The sequence below is a fragment of the Halonotius roseus genome, from assembly GCF_006861655.1.
Classification (GTDB): domain Archaea; phylum Halobacteriota; class Halobacteria; order Halobacteriales; family Haloferacaceae; genus Halonotius; species Halonotius roseus.
In genome coordinates, this window is sequence record NZ_SESI01000001.1 from 425,133 (window position 1) to 444,786 (window position 19,654).

The 19,654-nt window shown below is 62.7% G+C and carries 20 protein-coding genes and 1 tRNA gene; 13 read left to right on the forward strand and 8 right to left on the reverse strand.

All coding sequences use genetic code 11. The features are described from left to right. Positions 1 to 11: 11 nt before the first annotated feature. Positions 12 to 1,097 (reverse strand): geranylgeranyl reductase family protein, encoded by a 1,086-nt coding sequence (locus EWF95_RS02355; RefSeq protein ID WP_142442452.1) that lies wholly within the window; start codon positions 1,095 to 1,097, stop codon positions 12 to 14. A 299-nt stretch (positions 1,098 to 1,396) separates the two neighbouring features. Further along, a complete protein-coding gene (gene uvrA, locus EWF95_RS02360) occupies positions 1,397 to 4,345 on the reverse strand; it encodes an excinuclease ABC subunit UvrA (RefSeq protein ID WP_142442453.1) in 2,949 nt (982 codons plus the stop codon). A 222-nt stretch (positions 4,346 to 4,567) separates the two neighbouring features. Between uvrA and EWF95_RS02365 the strand changes: the two genes are divergently transcribed. From EWF95_RS02365 to EWF95_RS02400, 8 genes are all read left to right on the forward strand, one after another. Beyond that, positions 4,568 to 4,858 (forward strand): DUF7562 family protein, encoded by a 291-nt coding sequence (locus EWF95_RS02365; protein WP_142442454.1) that lies wholly within the window; start codon positions 4,568 to 4,570, stop codon positions 4,856 to 4,858. Between the two features lie 80 nt (positions 4,859 to 4,938). Then, complete coding sequence (locus EWF95_RS02370) at positions 4,939 to 5,253, forward strand: EMC6-like membrane protein (protein ID WP_142442455.1); 315 nt, start codon at positions 4,939 to 4,941, stop codon at positions 5,251 to 5,253. Continuing rightward, positions 5,254 to 7,089 carry a ribosome biogenesis/translation initiation ATPase RLI gene (locus tag EWF95_RS02375; RefSeq protein WP_142442456.1) on the forward strand — a complete coding sequence of 612 codons (1,836 nt, stop codon included), beginning with the start codon at positions 5,254 to 5,256 and terminating at the stop codon, positions 7,087 to 7,089. A gap of 264 nt (positions 7,090 to 7,353) precedes the next feature. Beyond that, a complete protein-coding gene (locus EWF95_RS02380; protein ID WP_142442457.1) occupies positions 7,354 to 7,782 on the forward strand; it encodes a hypothetical protein in 429 nt (142 codons plus the stop codon). A 95-nt stretch (positions 7,783 to 7,877) separates the two neighbouring features. Then, complete coding sequence (locus EWF95_RS02385) at positions 7,878 to 8,153, forward strand: ribonuclease P protein component 4 (protein WP_142442458.1); 276 nt, start codon at positions 7,878 to 7,880, stop codon at positions 8,151 to 8,153. 166 nt (positions 8,154 to 8,319) lie between these two features. Next, a complete protein-coding gene (locus EWF95_RS02390) occupies positions 8,320 to 8,718 on the forward strand; it encodes a response regulator (protein ID WP_142442459.1) in 399 nt (132 codons plus the stop codon). Positions 8,719 to 8,789: 71 nt separating this feature from the next. After that, on the forward strand, positions 8,790 to 8,984 hold the full coding sequence (locus EWF95_RS02395; RefSeq protein ID WP_142442460.1) for a methytransferase partner Trm112: 195 nt from the start codon (positions 8,790 to 8,792) through the stop codon (positions 8,982 to 8,984). Between the two features lie 46 nt (positions 8,985 to 9,030). After that, positions 9,031 to 9,606: a DUF7524 family protein gene (locus EWF95_RS02400; RefSeq protein ID WP_142442461.1), complete on the forward strand. Its 576-nt coding sequence runs from the start codon at positions 9,031 to 9,033 to the stop codon at positions 9,604 to 9,606. A 4-nt stretch (positions 9,607 to 9,610) separates the two neighbouring features. On the opposite strand, the gene EWF95_RS02405 is transcribed toward EWF95_RS02400, so the two are convergent. Beyond that, on the reverse strand, positions 9,611 to 10,756 hold the full coding sequence (locus EWF95_RS02405; RefSeq protein WP_185911673.1) for a DR2241 family protein: 1,146 nt from the start codon (positions 10,754 to 10,756) through the stop codon (positions 9,611 to 9,613). Next, a complete protein-coding gene (locus EWF95_RS02410; protein WP_142442462.1) occupies positions 10,757 to 11,635 on the reverse strand; it encodes a CbiX/SirB N-terminal domain-containing protein in 879 nt (292 codons plus the stop codon). It lies immediately after the preceding gene. A 187-nt stretch (positions 11,636 to 11,822) separates the two neighbouring features. On the opposite strand from EWF95_RS02410, the gene EWF95_RS02415 reads away from it, so the two are divergent. Together EWF95_RS02415 and cysS are read left to right on the forward strand one after the other, a co-directional pair. Beyond that, on the forward strand, positions 11,823 to 12,356 hold the full coding sequence (locus EWF95_RS02415) for a DUF7523 family protein (RefSeq protein WP_142442463.1): 534 nt from the start codon (positions 11,823 to 11,825) through the stop codon (positions 12,354 to 12,356). Between the two features lie 57 nt (positions 12,357 to 12,413). Continuing rightward, positions 12,414 to 13,958, forward strand: a complete 1,545-nt coding sequence (gene cysS / locus EWF95_RS02420) for a cysteine--tRNA ligase (RefSeq protein ID WP_142442464.1) — start codon at positions 12,414 to 12,416, stop codon at positions 13,956 to 13,958. A 36-nt stretch (positions 13,959 to 13,994) separates the two neighbouring features. Here cysS and EWF95_RS02425 read toward each other — a convergent pair whose 3' ends face one another. Beyond that, on the reverse strand, positions 13,995 to 14,501 hold the full coding sequence (locus EWF95_RS02425; RefSeq protein WP_142442465.1) for a hypothetical protein: 507 nt from the start codon (positions 14,499 to 14,501) through the stop codon (positions 13,995 to 13,997). A 3-nt stretch (positions 14,502 to 14,504) separates the two neighbouring features. Next, positions 14,505 to 15,071, reverse strand: coding sequence for a DUF7342 family protein (locus EWF95_RS02430; protein WP_142442466.1), 567 nt, complete (start codon positions 15,069 to 15,071; stop codon positions 14,505 to 14,507). Positions 15,072 to 15,205: 134 nt separating this feature from the next. Between EWF95_RS02430 and EWF95_RS02435 the strand changes: the two genes are divergently transcribed. Continuing rightward, positions 15,206 to 16,042, forward strand: a complete 837-nt coding sequence (locus EWF95_RS02435; protein WP_142442467.1) for a hypothetical protein — start codon at positions 15,206 to 15,208, stop codon at positions 16,040 to 16,042. 273 nt (positions 16,043 to 16,315) lie between these two features. After that, positions 16,316 to 17,494, forward strand: coding sequence for a HEAT repeat domain-containing protein (locus EWF95_RS02440; protein WP_185911674.1), 1,179 nt, complete (start codon positions 16,316 to 16,318; stop codon positions 17,492 to 17,494). 5 nt (positions 17,495 to 17,499) lie between these two features. Here the strand turns inward: EWF95_RS02440 and EWF95_RS02445 are convergent, their stop codons facing one another. Both EWF95_RS02445 and EWF95_RS02450 read right to left on the reverse strand, forming a co-directional pair. Further along, on the reverse strand, positions 17,500 to 17,862 hold the full coding sequence (locus EWF95_RS02445; RefSeq protein ID WP_142442469.1) for a hypothetical protein: 363 nt from the start codon (positions 17,860 to 17,862) through the stop codon (positions 17,500 to 17,502). Between the two features lie 349 nt (positions 17,863 to 18,211). After that, positions 18,212 to 18,286, reverse strand: a tRNA-Glu gene (locus tag EWF95_RS02450). 234 nt (positions 18,287 to 18,520) lie between these two features. Between EWF95_RS02450 and nadA the strand changes: the two genes are divergently transcribed. Then, entirely contained in the window at positions 18,521 to 19,654 is a 1,134-nt protein-coding gene (gene nadA, locus EWF95_RS02455) for a quinolinate synthase NadA (protein WP_142442470.1), read from the forward strand.

Sequence of the window (19,654 nt, forward strand, 5' to 3'; positions counted from 1 at the left end):
TCAAGCCCAGATCAGGAAAACACGCGCTTGAGATGTTGCTTCGAGAACACCGAGGTCGGCTTATCCATGTGGACGCCGATCTCACCAGAGAGCGCGCGAAGCCCAAACCGCTGAACCGGCTTCGGCAGTGAGTAGCCGCGTCGAATGAGGTGGCCGAGGCGGATTTCACTCGACAGAGTTTCGCGCCACGCCGACTCGTAGATCCCGAGTGAGTCGGGGCGATCCGGCTGGATGTGCCGGGCCGCGCAGTCGGCGGCGGTCATCCCGTAGAGAATCCCACCACCGGTGAACGGCTTCGTCTGGGCGGCCGCGTCGCCGATGAGGAACACGCGGTCGGTTGTGACCGTCTCAGGTGGGCCGATTGGAATTGCGCCTGAGCAGAACCGGTCGGTCTCGACATCGTACTGCTCGGTCAGGATCTCGAAGCGGTCGTTGACATCCTCGCCGGGCGCGGCCGCCAGCCCGTACTCGACGCCGGCCTCGCCGCGGGGGATGCGCCACGCGAAGAATCGCGGGACGGTGAGGTGGACATCGACGTGGTCGCCGTGATCCTCCTCGTCGGTAAAGGCGAGCACACCGTGGAGTTTTTCTTCGGGTTCGGGGAGTTCGACCGCCTGGCGGACGCGGGAGACAGGGCCGTCGCAGCCGGCGACCATGCGCGCCTCGATCTCGATTGGGTCGGCTTCGTCGGCAACGCTGACGGTGAGGACAACACGGTCGTCGCGTTCGCTGACGCCGGTGACGGTGTGGCCCTCGCGGATCTCCGCGCCAGCGTCGCGGGCGCAGTCGGCCAGCGTGCGGTCGAGTTCGACGCGGTCGATGACATTCGAGACCTCGTCGGTCTTGTAGAACAGATTGGCGTCGCTGTCGGGGCCGCCGGTGTAGAAGTTCGCGCCGTAGACGCGGTTCTGCAGGAGGTCGGCTTTAGCGTCGTCGGGGACATAGTCCCAGATGTCGGTGCTGACGTGGCCCGAGCAGGCGAGGGGTGTGCCGACGGTGCCCTTTTCGAGGCCGAGCACGTCGTAGCCTGACTCGGCGGCCCGGCGGGCGAACCGCGCGCCTGCGGGGCCGATGCCGACGACGACGAAATCGTACATTACGTGTGGTTTGCGGAAGCGTGTGTTTAGCTTGTTTGTTTTCGAGAAAACGTAGTCTGTGATCTCGCGGCAACTACAACCCAGAAAGCCCTCGACGCTCTCGACCACCGAAAGACTCGCTTGCGCTCGTCTTTCGAGGTTCTGCTCGCTTCGCTCGCAGAACTCCCGGGACTCGCTGCGCTCCTCGTTCGCTTCGCTCACTGCGGTGCTTGCGTCGTCCGGGTTCGTCGGGAGCGTCTCGCCCTTTCAGTCCGCCAGGAGTTCAGCTGTTCGGCCGAGCGAAAAAGAGGCCAGATCAATCAGTCGTCGCTGGCGACTTTCGCGGGCTTGCGTCGATCCGAACGCGGCCCCTCGATGTCGATATCGGGGAGGTAATCTCGCAGATAGCGTCCCGTGTACGACTCGTCAGTTTGGGCGACCGATTCAGGGGTGCCGCTGGCGACAACGTTGCCGCCGCCCTCGCCGCCCTCCGGCCCGAGGTCGATGATGTGGTCGGCGTTTTTGATCAGGTCGAGTTCGTGTTCGACGACGACGACGCTGTTACCGTTGTCAACGAGTCGCTGGAGCACGTCGATCAGTTTGCGCTCGTCCTCCTTGTGGAGGCCTGTGGTCGGCTCATCAAGGAGGTAGAGCGTGTCGCCGGTCTGTTTTTTGCCTAACTCCTCGGCGAGTTTGACGCGCTGGGCCTCGCCACCCGACAGCGTCGTCGATGGCTGACCGAGCGACATGTAGCCGAGGCCGACATCCTTCAGGAGCTTCAAGCGGCGGCGGATCTGCGTGTTGGCCTCGAAGAAGTCGTAGGCTTCGGCGACCTCCATATCGAGCACGTCGGCGATGGTCTTGTCCTTGTAGGTCACGTCCAGCGTCTCGTCGTTGTAGCGTGCGCCCTCGCACTCCTCGCAGGGCACCTTGACATCGGAGAGGAAGTTCATCTCGATTGTGACCGTGCCCTGCCCGCCGCAGGCCTCACACCGGCCGCCCTTGACGTTGAACGAAAATCGACCCTTCTTGTAGCCGCGCTGTTTGGCGAGTTTGGTTTCGGCGAAGAGGTCGCGGATGTAGTCGAAGACATCGGTGTAGGTCGCCGGGTTCGATCTGGGTGTTCGGCCGATGGGCGACTGATCGATCAGCCGGACGGTTTCGATCTCGTCGATCCCCTCGATGGCGTCGTGGTCGCCGGGATCGACCGAGGTGTTGTCGTTCATCTCGCGGGCCAGCCCCTTGTAGAGGATCTCGTGCATCAGCGTCGATTTACCGGAGCCGGAGACGCCCGTAATCGCAGTAAAGACGCCGGTCGGGATCGACACGTCGAGATCCTTGAGGTTGTGCTGGCGCGCACCGCGAATCCGGAGTTCGCTGTCACCGCCGCGCCGGTCGTCGGGAACGGGGATCTCCTTGCGACCGGCGAGGTAGTCACCCGTGAGCGACGCGTCGCTCGCACAGACCTCGTCGAAATCGCCGCGGACGACGATCTCGCCGCCGCGTCTGCCGGGGCCAGGGCCCATATCCAGGATTGTATCGGCCCGCCGCATCGTCTCCTCGTCGTGTTCGACGATCAGCAGCGTGTTGCCGAGATCCCGCAAGCCCTCCAAGGTGTTGAGCAGGCGGTCGTTGTCGCGCTGGTGGAGGCCGATTGACGGTTCGTCGAGGACGTACAGCACGCCGACGAGGCCGGAGCCGACCTGTGTGGCGAGTCGGATGCGCTGGCTCTCGCCACCGGAGAGCGTCGAGGCCTCGCGGTCGAGCGTCAGGTAGTCGAGGCCGACCTCCTCCATGAAGCCGAGTCGTGCGCGGATCTCCTTGAGAATCTCCTCAGCGATGGTGCGATCTCGCGCCGAGAGATCCTCCTCCATATCCTCGAAATGCTCGCGGGCGTCGCTGATCGACATTTGGTTGACTTCGGTGATCGCCGTACCATCGACGAAGACGTGGCGAGACTGCTCTTTGAGTCGGGTGCCGTCACACTCGGGGCACTCGGTGACGGCCATATACTCCTCGATGTGCTCGCGGGTACCCTCGGAGTCGGTTTCGACGTGCCGCCGACTCAGATTCGGAATCACGCCTTCGAACCGTTTTTCCTTCCGGCGGGTGCCGTTGCGTGTCGACCGCTCGAAGACGACCTGTCGATCCGTGCCGTAGAGGAACTGTCGCTGAACCTCCTCGTCGATCTCTTCCCACGGTGTGTCGAGACTGACGCCAAAGTGTTCGGCGACCGAATCGATCCGCGTACGGTAGTACGAGCGGTTGTAGCTCCAGGCCTCGAAGACGTGTTTCAGGGGTTTGCTCGGATCCTGAATCACGAGATCCTCGTCGACCTCCTTCGCCTGCCCAATTCCCTCACACTCCGGGCAGGCTCCGTAGGGGCTGTTGAACGAGAAGGATCGCGTCTCGATCTCAGAAAACTGGAAGTCGCTGTTGGGGTTGCCCAACGTTTCGGAGAACTCGACTGTCAGCCGGTCGTCGCCGTCGCCGGCGAGATCACCCGTCGAGCGCGTGTTCGACCCGATCGGTGGCTCTTCGGGCGGGTCGGGAATGATCACCTTGAGCACGCCCTCGGCCTCCTCCAATGCGGTTTCGACGCTGTCGGTGATCCGCGAGCGGGCGGCGGCGGCGAGTTTCACGCGGTCGACGATCACATCGATCGTGTGGTCGTAGTTTTTGTCGAGCTCCGGCGTCTCCATCGTCAGATCGTACTCCTCGCCGTCGACCTCGACGCGCGAGTAGCCATCGCTGACGAGCGTCTCAAATCGATCCTCGAAAGCCCCCTTCTGATCGCGGACGATCGGCGCGGCGATCTTTGCGCGTGTGCCCTCAGGGAATTCCAGCAGTTGTCGCACCATCTCCTGTGGGCTCTGCTCGCCGACCTCCTCGCCGGTGATCGGGTCGTACTGGGTGCCGGTACGGGCGTAGAGCAAGCGGAGATAGTCGTGGAGTTCGGTGACGGTGCCGACCGTCGAGCGGGGGTTGTTGGCGGCGTTCTTCTGATCGATCGAGATCGCCGGCGACAACCCCTCAACGGCTTCGACTTTCGGTTTGTCCATCTGGCCGAGGAAGTTGCGAGCATAGGCCGACAGCGACTCGATGTAGCGTCGCTGGCCCTCGGCGTAGACCGTGTCGAAGGCGAGCGAGGATTTGCCCGACCCCGACAATCCGGTAACGACGGTGAGCTCCTCGCGGGGGATCTCGACATCGATCTCCTTCAGGTTGTGTTCCTCCGCGCCGCGGACTTCGATGACATCGCGGCTCATCGTGTGCGAATCACCCGGTAGCGGCGAGAATGGGTCGACTCAGCGACAGCACAGTACATACCATCGGCAGGGGTTCGACCGACTTAACGCGCCCGCTCCGTGGGTCGACGTGTCGTGGGCGAAGGGGATACCCGCGGTCGATAGACTCGTGGGGCACCAGCCAACGGATATCTTTGTGGGCTGAAACAAACGCTAAGTGGGTCGCAGTTGTAGGAGGCTGGTATGCTGGGCTCCGACGGTGGTGATACGACGGTCGTCTGTATCGCCTGCGGGGAGTCAGTCCCGCGGTCGGCCGCCCGCGAGTACGACAAAACCGGCGACCGCTGGGAGCGACACGACAAGGAGTTCGAACACGTCTGTAAGGACTGTTTTCGGGAGCTCTCCCATCAGCCGCGGTCGGGGCTTGAATCCCTCTTGGTCGATATCGAGGACGACGGCCTCTCGGAAACGGAGTTCCTCTCGCGGTATCTTGACCGCGTCGACGACGAGGCGGTCGAAGAGCCTGATTCCTGAGCTGAAAGCACCACTGTCGCCGATGCCGGTGCTCACGGCCAAGCGAACTCCTTTTGATGACGGCTCTCAGAACGGTGAGTATGGCAACTGACACAACGGCCGGGCTCTCCGATCACATGCGGGGGGTGACGGTCACGACGGTCGCCTGTCTGGCCGGGCTGGGGGCCGCGCTGGGATCGGCGACGATCTTCGGCACCACGGCCGCCGCCGCGGTCGGCTCAGGGCAGGCACTCCTCGTGGCGACGGCGATCCTTATCCAGTTCCCGATTCTCAAGGTCGTCGGCGTCGACATCAGCGAGTTCGGGATTAAGGACAACCTCTATATCGCGTTTATGACGTTCTGTCTCTGGTTTATCACCTACACGGTGCTGCTCACGTCGGCGGTGGGAGCGTAGATGGCCGACGACAGCATCGCGGTCGTCGACCTCGATCGCTGCCAGCCCGATCGCTGTAACTACGAGTGTGCCAACTTCTGCCCGCCGAACCGGACGGGCGAGGAGTGTATCGTCACCCGCGAGGAGCGGTTCGCGGACGACGACCGCTATGAGGGCGACCCCGACCAGATCAGCATCTCCGAGGAGCTCTGTCTCGGCGAAACATGCGGCATCTGTGTCGAGAAATGTCCCTTCGACGCCATCGAGATCATCAACCTCCCCCAAGAGCTCGACGACGAACCGACCCACCGCTACGGCGACAACGCCTTCGCGCTCTATGGGCTCCCGGTTCCCTCGCCCGGAAACGTCACCGGCATCCTCGGACCCAACGGGATCGGGAAATCGACCGCGGTCAAGGCGTTGGCCGGCGAACTCGTCCCCAACCTCGGCGAGTTCGACGACGACGCCAACTGGGAGGCCGTCCTCGATCGCTACCGCGGCTCCGAGCTCCAGAATTACATCACGCAGCTGATGGACGACGATATCACCGTCGCCCGCAAACCGCAGTACGTCGATCAGATCCCCAAGCAGTTCGATGGCAACACCCGCGAGCTGTTGGAACAAACTGACGAGCGCGGCGTGCTTGACGAACTGGTCGAACGGCTCTCAATTCAGCCGATCATGGATCAGTCGATCGACTCGATCAGTGGCGGCGAACTCCAGCGGGTCGCCATCGCGGCGACGCTGGCACGCGACGCCGACTTCTACTTCCTCGATGAGATCACGCCGTATCTCGACATCGGCCAGCGAATGGTCGTCGCCCGGCTCATCCGCGAGCTTGCCGACGACCCCGAGGCCGATCGGTCGATGCTCGTCGTCGAACACGATCTGGCGATTCTCGACCTCCTTGCGGACACGCTGCACGTCGCCTACGGTGAACCCGGCGTTTTCGGCGTGATGACCGATCCGAAATCCGTCCGCAACGGGATCAACGAGTATCTTGAAGGGTATCTCAACAACGAAAACATGCGCATCCGGCCGGAGTCGATCACCTTCGAGGAACACGCACCCCGGGAGACGAGCCGCGGGACGCCGCTGGTCGAATACCCCGAAATCTCGAAATCCTACGGCGACGGCGAGTTCTCACTCGATGTCGATGCCGGCATGATCTACGAGGGCGAGGTACTCGGCGTCGTCGGCCCCAACGGGATCGGGAAATCGACGCTCGCCAAGCTGTTTGCCGGCAACATCGATCCCGACGACGGCGAGCTTGATTTCAATCTCGATATCTCCTACAAGCCGCAGTATATCGAGATCGACCAACCCATGCGCGTCGACAGCTTCCTCTCGTCGATCACCGACGAGTTCGGCACCTCCTACTGGAACACTGAGATCGCCCAGCCGCTCCAGCTCGATCCGATCATGGAACAGCAGCTCACCGATCTCTCGGGCGGGGAACGCCAGCGCGTCGCCATCGCGGCCTGCCTCTCGGAACCCGCCGATCTCTACGTGCTCGACGAGCCATCCGCCCACCTCGACGTGGAACAGCGCGTGCAGGCCACCTCCGCGATCCGCCGGTATGCCGAGAACCACGACGCGACCGCGCTCGTTATCGACCACGACATCTACATGATCGATCTGCTGGCCGACCGGCTGATGGTCTTCGACGGCGAGCCGGCCAAACACGGCCACGCCACCGAGCCACAGGAGATGCGCGCCGGCATGAACGACTTTCTGGCCGACCTCGATATCACGTTCCGCCGCGACGAAGGAACAGGTCGGCCCCGGATCAACAAACCGGGCAGCCAGAAGGACAGCCAACAGAAACGCGACGGCGAATACTACTACTCAGCATAACCCCAGCATCCGGGGCAGTTTCGCTTGCGGATCATCTACTTTCCTGGCGGACTGAAAGGGCGAGACGCTCTCGGCGAACCCCGGCGACGCAAGCACCACAGGAACGAGCAACGCGAGTGAGGAGCGCAGCGAGTCGCGGGAGTCGAGAGAGCCGAGGGCTTTCTGGGCGGTTACATTCACAACTTCGACAAGCAAACTCCCAAAATCAAATCCGTCTAGCCCGAACCAACAACCGTTTTCCGTCCCCCGGTCGAACGCGGAGCCATGACAGACGACGAGGAATCCACGCCGGACGCCGAGGAATCGGAGGCAGCCGACGAGCCCGCCGAGGGCGAGAGCGACGGCGAGGAGAAATCCTTCCGCGAGCGCGTCGAAGAGATCCGCGAGAAACGCGAGCAGGAACGCGAGGAGGGCGAGGGTCGCCCGAGCCCCGAGGAGATGATGGGTGGCGGTGGCGCGCCCGGCGGGATGGGTGGCGGCGGTGGCGGCAACCCATTCGCCCAGATGATGAGCGGGATGATGGGCGGCGGTGGCGGCCCGGGCGGCATGGGCGGCGGCCCGCCGGGGATGGGTGGCGGCGAAGAGTCGTCGAACGACAACGAACAGCTCGTCCGGGAGATCCGCCAGCTCCGCGATGAGGTTCGGGACGCCAACCGCGAGCTTCGCCGGATCGCCGACGCACTCGAAGACTGAGCCGGGTGTCCCGACCCAGTATCCGCTTTTTCGACAGCACCCCGCCGCAGTCGGGTCGCAACACCTAACATTCGCTCGGCCGCGAGAAACACACAGTGAGTATCGCCGCCGAGCGCATCGAGCGACTGTTCGCCCTCGCCAAGCAGGCGACCGCCGACGGCGAGTTCGATCGCTCCCGGGAGTACGTTCGGCTGGCCCGCCGGATCGCCGAGCGGAACCGCTGTGGCCTGCCGCGGGCGTTCAAACGCTTCACCTGCCCGCGGTGTGCGGTCGCCCTCCGGCCCGGTGTCAACGCACGCGTCAGATTACAGGACGGCCACGTCGCCATCAGCTGTGACTGCGGCGAAATCAAGCGATACCCCTACGACTGAGTTCGGAGACCCGGATCCCGAAAAGCGAGATCCGATTTTGTGATGGCGAAGTTACAAAAAGACACGGCGTGCGGTGGCGGGCCGGCGGATGCGGTCGCTTGTGCTGTCACGGAACGAATACGATAAACATACAATTATTAATCAGTAGCAACCAGAGTCGATAGCAATGGCAGCACCGCATGTGCTCCTCGTCGAAGACAGCGAGTTCATGGCGACGCGGGTCGCCGAGACGCTGGAGGAAGTTCATGACTTCTACGTGACGACCGTCGATACGGCCGATGACGTTCGCGCAGCACTCACGGAGTACGACGACATCGAATGTATCGTCACAAACTACGAACTGCCGGAGACAAACGGGGTCAAGCTCGCCGCCTCGATCAACGGCCGGAGCGAGCCGGAGATCCCGATCATCATTCTCACGGGCCGAGAGCTTGAACCGATCGCCAGCGATGCGATCCGGGCCGGCGTCACCGAGTTTGTCTACAAGGGCGACCACGCGACCGGCGAGATGGATGTCCTCGCCAACCGGATCGACCTCGTGTTGAAGGCCTACAGCGACCGGTGACCGGCCGATCGGCTGGGATAGCTGGGGGTGAACCCGTAGGCTTTTGTCGATTCCGGCCCCACCAAGCGATAATGAAGGAGTCGCTCATGGACATCCTCTGTTGTCCGGTGGACAAACACGACCTGGAACTGACGGTCGAAACGAAAGACGACGAGGAGATCATCGAGGGAGAGCTCACCTGTACGGAGTGCGGTGAGGCCTACCCTATCGAAGACGGCATCCCGAACCTGCTGCCGCCGGACATGCGGGACGAAGCCGCAGCCTAACGGCCGGCACCTGTAGCTTTTTGGTCTGTGGGGTCGATCCCCAACCGTGTCGCAACTGACAGTGTCGCTCAACGAGGACGGCCTCCACTCGGTCGCCGCGCCCGCGGCCTTCGAGACGAGCGAGCCCTTTGATGTGGTGTTGGACAACGACGGCGAGGCCGTGCATGTCCATCTCAACCTCGATGAGACGCTGTCAACGGTCGCCGACATCCGTGCCAACAACCACTACGTTGAGCCCAACGGCTCACGCCCGGTCGGGGTCGGGATCAACCCACGAACCACGGCGGTCACCGGTCGGCTCAAGATCGCCACCGGCTACGGATCCGAGGTCGCCTACACGACGGTCACGATCCAGCCGCCGGAAGAAGACCCAAAACGCGTCACCGTCGACGAGTCGCTGGCGAAACCCCAACGGGATCCGCCCGCGGAACCGACCACAGCCGAACAGATCGGCGCGCGTCTCGCCGACAGCGGAGCCGGGCTCCTGGTTGCCTTTGGGCTGATCGCGGTGTTGCTGGCGGTCGCTATCGCCGCCACACTGGAAAGCGGGGTCGTCATCGCCGGCGCGGTTGTCGTCTTACTCGGCGTCGTCGTCGCCGTCGGCCTCGCTGTGCGCGCCTAATCTCTTATTCGCCGTCGTCGCCGTCATCGCCGTCGTTTCCGTCGTCATCATGGCCGTCCGGATGGGTCGGCGTTCCCGAGAGGTGTCCGTCATCGTCGAACCGTTTTTCGCGGAGATACCGTGCCCGCCACCGGTTGGCTCCGTTCCCGATATCGGCCTCTCGGATCTCGTCGATCTCGTCGTCAGCGACCGCATCAATGATTTCCTCGATCTGTTCCTTCTCGCTCGGTGTGAGCTCGAACTCGTAGGTTTGGGTCTCATCGCGTTCGAGTTTGGCCCACTCACGGCCCGCGGCGACGACCATCGAACACGGCTCCCGACAGGGAAAGACGCCGTCGCCGCCATCGGCATCCAGCGGCTCGTCTTCCGAAAGCTCCCATTCGCGCCGTTTGAGGCACTGAGAATCATCACAACAGGCCGCAGCCGCCCACTCAACGGCCTCGTCCGGCAGCACGGTGATCAGATTGTAGATCCCGCTCTGGCGATCCTGTTCGTCCCGCCAGTGATCGATATCCAGCTCGCCGCGCTGTTCGCGGTGCCAGTTGACGACCGTTGCCGGATAAAACGCCTCGACAGCGTCGTACACCTCGTTTGCGGTCAGTTCCGAAAAGATCCAGCCGGAGTCGAGCGAGGGCGCGGTGCGAAGCGGGCGGTAGCGACCCTTTGCATCGAGCGTCCCGATATCGCGGGCGTCGAACGGATCGGTGTGCGTTGTCAGCGCGTCAGCGTCGGCGTCGCTGTCGTCGACATGGCGGATCTCGTAGCGACGAGCCCCGTCGTCGGCCAGTGTCGTGGTAACTCTGAGTTGGCCCCACTCGCGATCGATCCCAGAGTTGAGAGCGTCGTAGCGATCCGGAACCGCGCGGTCGTCAGCCAGTTCAAGCCACCGGCAGAATGCTTGGGTGACCTCACCCCCGACCTCCTGGGTGTAGAAATACCAGTTCGAAATGTAGGCTGCCTGCTCGGCGTCGACCGTGCTGAGTTCGTCGGCGGTGAGCGTGGTCTGTCGGGTGGGGGTCTCGATATGGTAGCTGTCCTCGTCGGCGTCGTACTCGGCGGCCAGCCCGTCGTACTCGATGGGGTCGGACGCAAGCTGCTCTCGAAACGCCGCCAGTTGCGTCTCCGAAAGCGTGGGCTCAGCAACAGACATCTAATCGCCCGCCGCCTGTGTCGTCGGTTTGGTTCGCTGGCGCACCCGTGCGATCGCATCACCGATATCCGCGCCGGCGTCGGCAGCGCGCTCAAGAATCACATCGGCGGTCAGCTCCTCGGTGCCGACCGCGCCGCCGTACCAGATCCGGTGGCCGTCGACCTCGCTCGGCACGTCGTATCCGTCTCGGTAGTCGTCAGTGAGCCCCATGTCCTCGGGGATATCCTCCTGGGTGTGGAAGCCGTCGGCGATAAACAGCGGGACGACGATGATATCCTCGCTGTCGAAGTGGTCGGCAACATCGTCGACCTCCGGCTCCTCGTCCATAAACAGGGCTTTGACCTCGTCGAAGCGACCGGTCTCCCGGATGCGTTCGGTGTGATATTCGATCGCTTTCGCGCTGTTTTCGTTGCGCTCGGTGCCGTGACCGACGACAGCGAATCCAAAGCCGTCGCCGACTGACGGATCACCGGTGACCGATTCCGCGCGACGAACCAGTACGTCCGTCATCGCCTCGTGGGTGCCGACGGGGCCGCAGTAGTGAACCTCGGTGTCGATGTCGCTGGCGACCAGCGTGGCAGTATCGGCCGAGATCCCATCAGAGCCCCACAGCTCCGGATCCCAACCCTCTAACCGGAGTTCCCGTGGGATGACCCGCTCTGTGAAATAGCCCTCACTGATGAACAGCGGAACGACGTAGATGTCGTCGCCCCGTGCCGTGCGAAGCACCTCACGGAGCGAGGGCTCTTCCTTCCAGAAGCCGGTTCGCACCTCGTCGAACGCGCCGGTTGCCCGGATCGTGTCGGCGTGGGTGTGTGTTGGCGTCGCCGAATCGGGGTTGAGATGAGAGCCGTGTGCGACGATGACCAGCGATTGCATACGCGGTGCTTCGGGCGTCGATGGCTTATGGACTTCGGGTGATCGCCATCGTCGTTGCCGAGACACCGAGCAATCGGTGGTTTTTGCGCCGGTTTGCCACCATCGACTCGTTGCTATGCGAGCACGCCGAGCGACGAACAGCGACCGACGGCGAAATCATCATTAGCATCGGCGACACGCCTCTGGTATGTCACTTGCCGCCGAAACACGCGAGGCCGTCCGTCGGCGACCCGTTCTCTATGATGGACTCCGGGCGGGCATCGTCAACTACACTGCCGCCGCCAAGAGCCTCGATATCGACGGCGACACCGAAGCGATCGCCACCGCGCTGCGTCGGTTCGGCGACTCGCTGTCGGCCGAGGAGGCCGACGCCGATGGTGTCAGCGGGGCGGGTGAGGAGGGTGACCGCTCGCTGACCGTTCGCATGGAAAGCGGCATCGGCCGTGTCGACACCGACACGCTACTCGCTGTCGACGGTGCCGGCTTCGGCGGCGACGGGGACACAGAGCCAACCTCGAATGTCGCCGACGAATCACCGTCGTTGACGGCGATCCATGCGACCGGCGATGTCGACAGCGAGCTGTTGGCGACGGTGGTGGATCGGCTTCGCATCGACGAGATCGAGGTGCATGCGGCCGGCGTCGCCGACGACGCGTTAGTCGTGCTCGTGCCGCGTCGATCCGGGGCGACAGCCCTTCGGCTCGTCGAGGCGGCGGCGTAGCCGACAGCGCAAAAATTCGACGGCTTCAAACGCCCGCCGGTATCACCACCGACAACGATGGCTCTGTCCGTGACGAACTCCCTGACAGACGAGCGTGAGGAATTCGAGCCGACCGGCGAGGAAGTCCTGGTGTACGTCTGTGGGCTGACCGTCTCGGACGATCCCCATCTCGGCCACGCGCGGCTCTGGACGCACGCCGACGTGATCACCCGCTGGCTCGACTACGCAGGCTACGACGTGCGACACGTCGAGAACTTTACCGACGTCAACGAGAAAATCGCTGCCCGAGTCGGCGAACGCCCCGAGTGGGAGACCGAAGCCGACGTGGCACGGCACTACATCTCGCAGGTCATCGAGTATATGCGCGGGCTGAACCTCGCACGCGCGACGGTCTACCCCCGCGTCTCCGAGCACATCCCCGAGATCATCGACCTCGTGGAGACGCTGATCGACGCGGGCCACGCCTACGAGGCCAACGGCTCGGTGTATTTCGACGTGACCAGCTTCAACGACTACGGGGTGCTCTCGAACCAGCAGATCGACGACCTCGAGGCCCAAGGCGAGCCCGACGAACGGGGCGAAAAACGCAACGCCGCGGATTTCGCCCTCTGGAAGGCCGGCGGCGTCGCGCCCGACGCCATCGCCGAACACGCCAAACACGACCACGGCGACGATCCACCGACCGGCCAGACGTGGGAGTCGCCGTGGGGCGAGGGCCGCCCCGGCTGGCATATCGAGTGCTCGGCGATGTCGATGACGCATCTCGCCGACACCATCGACATCCACATCGGCGGCCACGATCTCGTCTTCCCGCATCACGAAAACGAGATCGCCCAAAGCGAGGCTGCTACCGGCCAGCGGTTTGCGAACTACTGGCTCCACACCGGGCTGCTTGAGACAGATGACGAAAAGATGAGCTCCAGTCTCGGGAACTTCTTCACCGTCGAGGCAGCCCTCGACGAGTACGGCCCCAACGTCATCCGCACGTTCTACCTCTCGACGGAGTACGGCTCGAAACAAACCTTCTCCAAGGAAGCGATGGCCGAAGCCGAGGAGCGGTGGGAGCGACTCCAGCGAAGCTACGACGCCGCCGTCGACGCCTGCGATTCCGTTGACTCGACCGCGAAAACCGAGGACAGCGAGCTGCGGGCGGCGGTCGACGACACCCACGAGGCGTTCACGGCGGCGATGAACGACGACTTCAACGTTCGGGAGGCGATGGCCGCGCTCCGCTCGCTGACGAAGGCGGTCAACCGCCATCTCGACGATCACACATCATACGACGATCAGTTTATTGACGGAGATTCAGTGGGGCCATATACGATCCCCGACAGCCACACCGCCTACGACTATCACGGCCTCAAACGCGCCATCGAGACGTTCGAATCGCTCGGAGGCGAGGTCTTCGGCCTCCAGTTCGGAACCGAAACCGACGGCGATGTTGGCCTCGCCGGCGACCTGGTGGAGTTACTGCTGGACGTTCGGGAGGCCGACCGCGAGGCCGGCAACTACGAGCGCGCCGACGAGCTCCGGGATTCGTTGGCCGACCTCGGGGTTGAGGTACAGGACAGCGACGACGGGCCGACGTTCCGCTTTGAGTAGGCCAGCCGCTACGGGGTCTCGGTTTCTCCGATCTCTTCATCCCAGTACATCGTCGGCAACGGTCGGCGTTCCGTCAGTCCATTCGAGCGTATTGAGCACCGAAACAAGGTCATCGATCCGGGTATCGAACACGTTCAGTGGGTGGGAATCCAGATACGTCGTCGCGGCGCGCTGGACGGTCGCGCCGTCGTAATCGAGTTGGAAATGACACGGGCCGAGATCCATGTGGGCCTCATCTTGATGCCAGCCAACCATGAGATCACGCTCGCGTTCGACCCACTGAATCCGGTAGCAGTCGTAGTCGAGATCACGGGGAAAATCAAATGAAACCTGTAGTTCGGCCTCGCTGCAGGGGTACTCCTGATCCAGAAACCGTACCGGATCGACCGTCGCTCGGACGCCGATCTTGTTGCCGGCGGCGGTGTGATACCACACCTGTTCGATAGGGGCCGTTTCGCTGTCGACCTGTGTTTGCAGGCGATTGTGAATCCGCGTCAACAGCCGCCGACTGTCGAGGTTGGCGCGGTTGGCGAGAAACAGCATCGGCTACTCCGAGACCGACGCCGACCCGTCGCCGGGCTGGGTGGGGCCACCGAGCTGCTCGGGGGTGATCGACCGCGCGTCGTCGTACAGCTGGAGGGCCTGCCGGAGCAGCCGTTGGTTGTCGGCCGCCCGCTCCCAGCGGCGAAGCACGCGGTTTCGCTCGCGGATCGCTTCGGCGTTCTGGTCGTCCGCCAGCGACGCTTCGAGTTCGTGCTGATCGCTGACGCCGAACTCGGCTTTCCAGTCGTCGATCCGCTCTTGGATCGTGGCGATCTCATCGCGGAGTTCCGCCCGCGTGTGATCGTTTATCAGCGCGGCAAGCTCCTCGAAATACCGCTGTTGGTAGTTCGGGGCGTACTTCGTGTGGCCGTCGTCGCCCTCGATGGCCCGCAGTTGCCCGAACTCGACCAGCATTGCCAACTCGTCTTTGGCGGTCTGCCACGCAGACACACCGGCCTGCTCTCGAACCCACTCGACCGATCGGGGTTCGGTGAGCGTGGTGGCGATCTCCCGCACCCGCTCTCTCGCGGTCAGATCTTCGTCCCAGGCGGGAAGGCCAGTCTCACTCATACGCCAAATACACTACTTGTTCTCTTATATTTTAGGATGACTCTCATATATACGGGAAAATCGCTGGTCGACTGCGGCTCACAGCGACGGGATGATCATGCAGTATATGCGTCTCGATACTGTCACGTGCGGATATGGACGGTCGCCGCCTCATCGAAGCCCTCCTCGGCGTCTACGTCGCAACGCTGTTGCTCCCAACACTCGCTGTTACCGACTGGGTTGCCGTCAGATCGGCGTCACTCGGCGCGATTCTCGCCGCCGGCCTCGCTATCGCGGGGGCGACCGCGCTGGCGTCGACCACCGTCGACGACCTCCTGGATCGGGTGGCGTCGCTGCCGGCAGCCGCCGCGCTGACCCTCCCCCCGTTGGCGTACATCCCCTATATGATCGTTGCCGACGCCGAGGCGGAAGCCGTGGTGACGATCGCCGGCCTGCTCGCCCTCGTTCCCGGGATCGCTGTCCTGCTCGCGGCGGCCGGGATTCGGAACCGCCGGCTGCGAGCACGGGCGACTGAACACGCGGTCGTTACGATCGGCGACGATGATGGCGAAAGTGGTCTGGGTCGATCGATCAAAGTGGCGGCCGCCGCCGGGCTGGGTCTCATCGGCGTCGGTGTTGCGGTATCGATCCTGGCGTTCGACGGTTTCGACGGGAGTTCCACCCTATTCACCTCGCTGACCGGGTTGTCGTCGCTGTTGTTTTTGTTCGACAACGACGGCCACGAACTCGCTGTCACCGACGAGGGGCTGCGGGTCGACAGCTCGATTACGCCGTGGGACGATCTTGGCAGCTACCGCGTCACCGACGAGGAGATCCAGATCGAACGCGCGAAGTGGTGGCTTCCATCCCGCGAAATCGACCGTGAAGAGATCGACGACGACGCAGCGTTCATCGAGGCACTGGATGAGTTTCTGCCCCAAACAGGCGACGAGACCGAGGAGACGGGGCGAGCGACAGCAACGGCCGGCTGACAGCCTGCGCCGCCGACAGCCACTATCGTCGACGGCAGCCACTCAACTGCCGGGGCGCGTCTGAAACGGCATCCATCGGAGACACGTGTTTATCAATCAACAAAAATGTGGCAATTGTCTGTGACTTACGGCAGTATAATCCTGTAACAGATAACAATTATAGAACAAAATATAGGTGACCAGCGGTATTTGTGTTATATAATACCGATGTCGCCCGATCGCCGGCCCACCGAAACCGGGTTTCTCCACTCGATCGCGAGCAGCGGGCAGTTTGTGCGATTGGCAACATACCTCGGAAGCAACGAACAGCTTGCGGTTCGACAGGAGGCAGCACACATCCTGGCACAGTCAGCTGACTCGATCCGGGAGGGCGATACCGACGAGCTGACAGCACAGCTGTACACCGCCGCAATCACCGAATCCGATGACACTGTCCGGGCGACGATCATCAAAGCGCTCCGTGCGCTCGATGCGGAGGCGGTAGAGACCCTGGTTACAAAGATCGAATCCCCGGATGCGGCGACACCGACGACTCCATCGCCGCTGGTGTACGGCGAGTGGCTTGAGAGTGACCACGCTGAGCTCCGGCTCGTCGCTGTCGCCGGGTTAGGACGCGTTGGCGGCGACCAGATCGTATCGAAGCTCGCCGCGGCCTGCGCCGATCACGATCCACGCGTTCAGATTCGGGCACTCACGGAGTGTGGTCGGCTGGGTGATCCACGCTGCGTTGACGCCGCCGTCAAGTGTCTCGACAGCGACGAGGTTGAGGTTCGGATAGCCGCGGTCAGCTGCCTCATTCAGATCGGCACCGACGATGCACTGACCGCGGTTATGCCGCTGGCGAAAACGGCGGAGCCGCCGGTACAACACGCGATCATCGAGGAGATCGGCACCGTTGGCTCGCTGCGCGTCTTTGGACTGCTGCTGTGGGCGCTCACCAGCGATGTGGCTGAGCTGCAGGAAACAGCGGTTCGATCGATCGTCGATCTGCTGGTCAACGCCCCGGCCGACGACAGTCATACCGTCCGGATGACGGTTGGAACACATCTGCAGCGGTGTTCGGCCCAGGACGTGGTTCCCAAACTCCGGCCGGTCGTTGCGACCGACTCCCAGCAACGCCGCCGCAATGGGATCTGGCTGCTCGGAGAGCTGATCGAGCCAACCGAACACACCGACAGCCTCACCGCGTTGATCGAAGCGATCGGCGATGATGACACGAAAACAGCCAATATCGCGGTCTCACAGCTCGTCAGCTACGATGAGCCCGTTATTATCGATCGGTTGGAAGCCGTCATCAAAACGGCCGATTTCGACTCCCCGGCACTGCAGCGAGCCGACCACATCCGAGAGCAGATCACACACAAAACAGCAACTGATCATCTCGAAGAGGCCGTCGAATACACGCGGGTCAGTGATCCAGCAGACTACACGCGAAAACACGCCGAGCGGTGAGGGGACTACTTTTGGACGGTTGTATTGGGTGACTGGCCTGGTCGCGCCGTGACTGACCCACGCGTCGCTGTGCCCTGTGCGTTGAGGATACTGTGTTCCCGGTCACGATCATACCCGTCGTCGTCGGATGGATCGGTGGATTCGAACCGTTGGATCGCAACGCGTGGACAGCCATCGATCGACCGCCCACAGCCCCAGACCATGACATCGCTGGTCTCGGCATCAACGGTCGCGGCCGCCGCAACGATGGCCGCATACTCCGTGTCGGCATCGAAGCTAACCTGTCTGATGTCGCCGAAGAGATGATCTGTTGCAACCGGTGTTGCGCCGGTCTGCTCCGCGATGCGGGAGATTACTGGGTGGCTCATGTGTCTGTCTGGTGTGAATCGCTCCGACTGCTGTGTCGTGAGCACTCGCGTGAACGGATGCTCGGTGCCCGTGTGTTGACTGCCCGGTCGGCTCTGCGGTTGTGTAGCGTACCGCGTGTAGTTACCTGATTATCGCCCGAAACCCACCTAAGCGTTCTGATTGTCGAGATATCATGTCCAGACGCAACCCGAAGAGCGTTGTCAAGACGTTCGTGTCGGACTGAGGGTTCACCGAGAGGATGAGACAACAGAAGAAATGCTCCGGCAGGGATTTGAACCTCACTCGCTTCCCTGCGGTCGCTCGCTGCTTCAAATCCGACTGTTGGGTTTACTCACTACGTTCGTAAAATGCTCCGGCAGGGATTTGAACCCTGGTCATCACCGTGAGAGGGTGATATGATTGGCCGGACTACACCACCAGAGCAGACTGCATTCGCCTGAATGCATCCGATCGTAGCCGGGTTGGTATCAAAACAGTTGCGCTTCGGCCGCCCCATGTGACAGCGTGCCGAATGCTCGTGTGACGATCGCCTGTTTCGTGGACACGAACTCGCCGACGCCGAGGTTATGCGAATATCTACACCCGAAGTGAGTTATTGAATAGAAAACCTCTTCAATACAGATATCATAAATATGAGCACCTGAAGGATCCGACGCTATGGCCAACATGGAAACAGCGACGTTCGACACGGAGCTGAGCCTTTTTAAGTACGACAATCTCGAACAGCTCCCGGCGAGCCACCGCGAGCTGACCGAGGCCGAACGCGACCGACGGATCGAAGCCGCTCTTGAGAAACTCGGAGACGACGTAGTCATCCTCGGCCACAACTACCAGCGACGCGAGATCGTCGAACACGCCGACTTCATCGGCGATTCCTACGCGCTGAGCAAGCACGCCGCAGAGGCTGACGCCGAGTACGTCATCTTCGGCGGGGTGACGTTCATGGCTGAATCCGCCGACATCATCACCGACGACGACCAGACGGTCATCCTCCCCTGTATGGAAGCCTCCTGTCCGATGGCCGGGATGGCCGAAGCCCTCCAGGTCGACGCCGCCTGGGAGCAGATCACCGCCGCCGACCCCGACAGCGAGATCATCCCGATCACCTACATGAACTCCTACGCCGACCTGAAGGCCTTCTGCGCCGAACAGGGTGGTCTCGTCTGTACCTCATCGAATGCCCACAAGGCCTTCGAGTGGGCCTTCGAGCGCGGCGACAAGGTGCTCTTCCTCCCGGACAAACACCTCGGCGAGAACACGGCCCACCACCTCGGCATGGAGGATTCCATCGCCGAGTGGAACCCGTGGGATCCCGAAGCGAAGGATGCCGACGAACTCGAAGACGCCGAAATCGTCCTCTGGGACGGCTACTGCCAGGTTCACGAGCGATTCACCGCCGAACACATCACCGATGTGCGCGAGCGACACCCCGACGCCAACGTTGTCGTCCACCCCGAGTGTCGCCGCGAAGTCGTCGAAGCCGCCGACGTGGTCGGCAGCACGGCGACGATCACCGAAGTCGTCGAGGAGGCCGACCCTGGCGAGACGTGGGCCATTGGCACCGAGATCCACCTCGCCAAACACCTCGACCGCTGGCATGACGACGTGAACGTCGTGCCGCTCTGTGGCGACGCGTGTATGGACTGTGACGCGATGCGACAGATCGACCCCAACTACCTAACCTGGGTGCTCGAAGAACTCGCAGCGGGCCGCGAGCACAACGTCATCGAGGTCGCCCCCGAGGAGAAGGAACTCGCGGGCGTCGCCCTCAACCGGATGCTTGAACTCTAA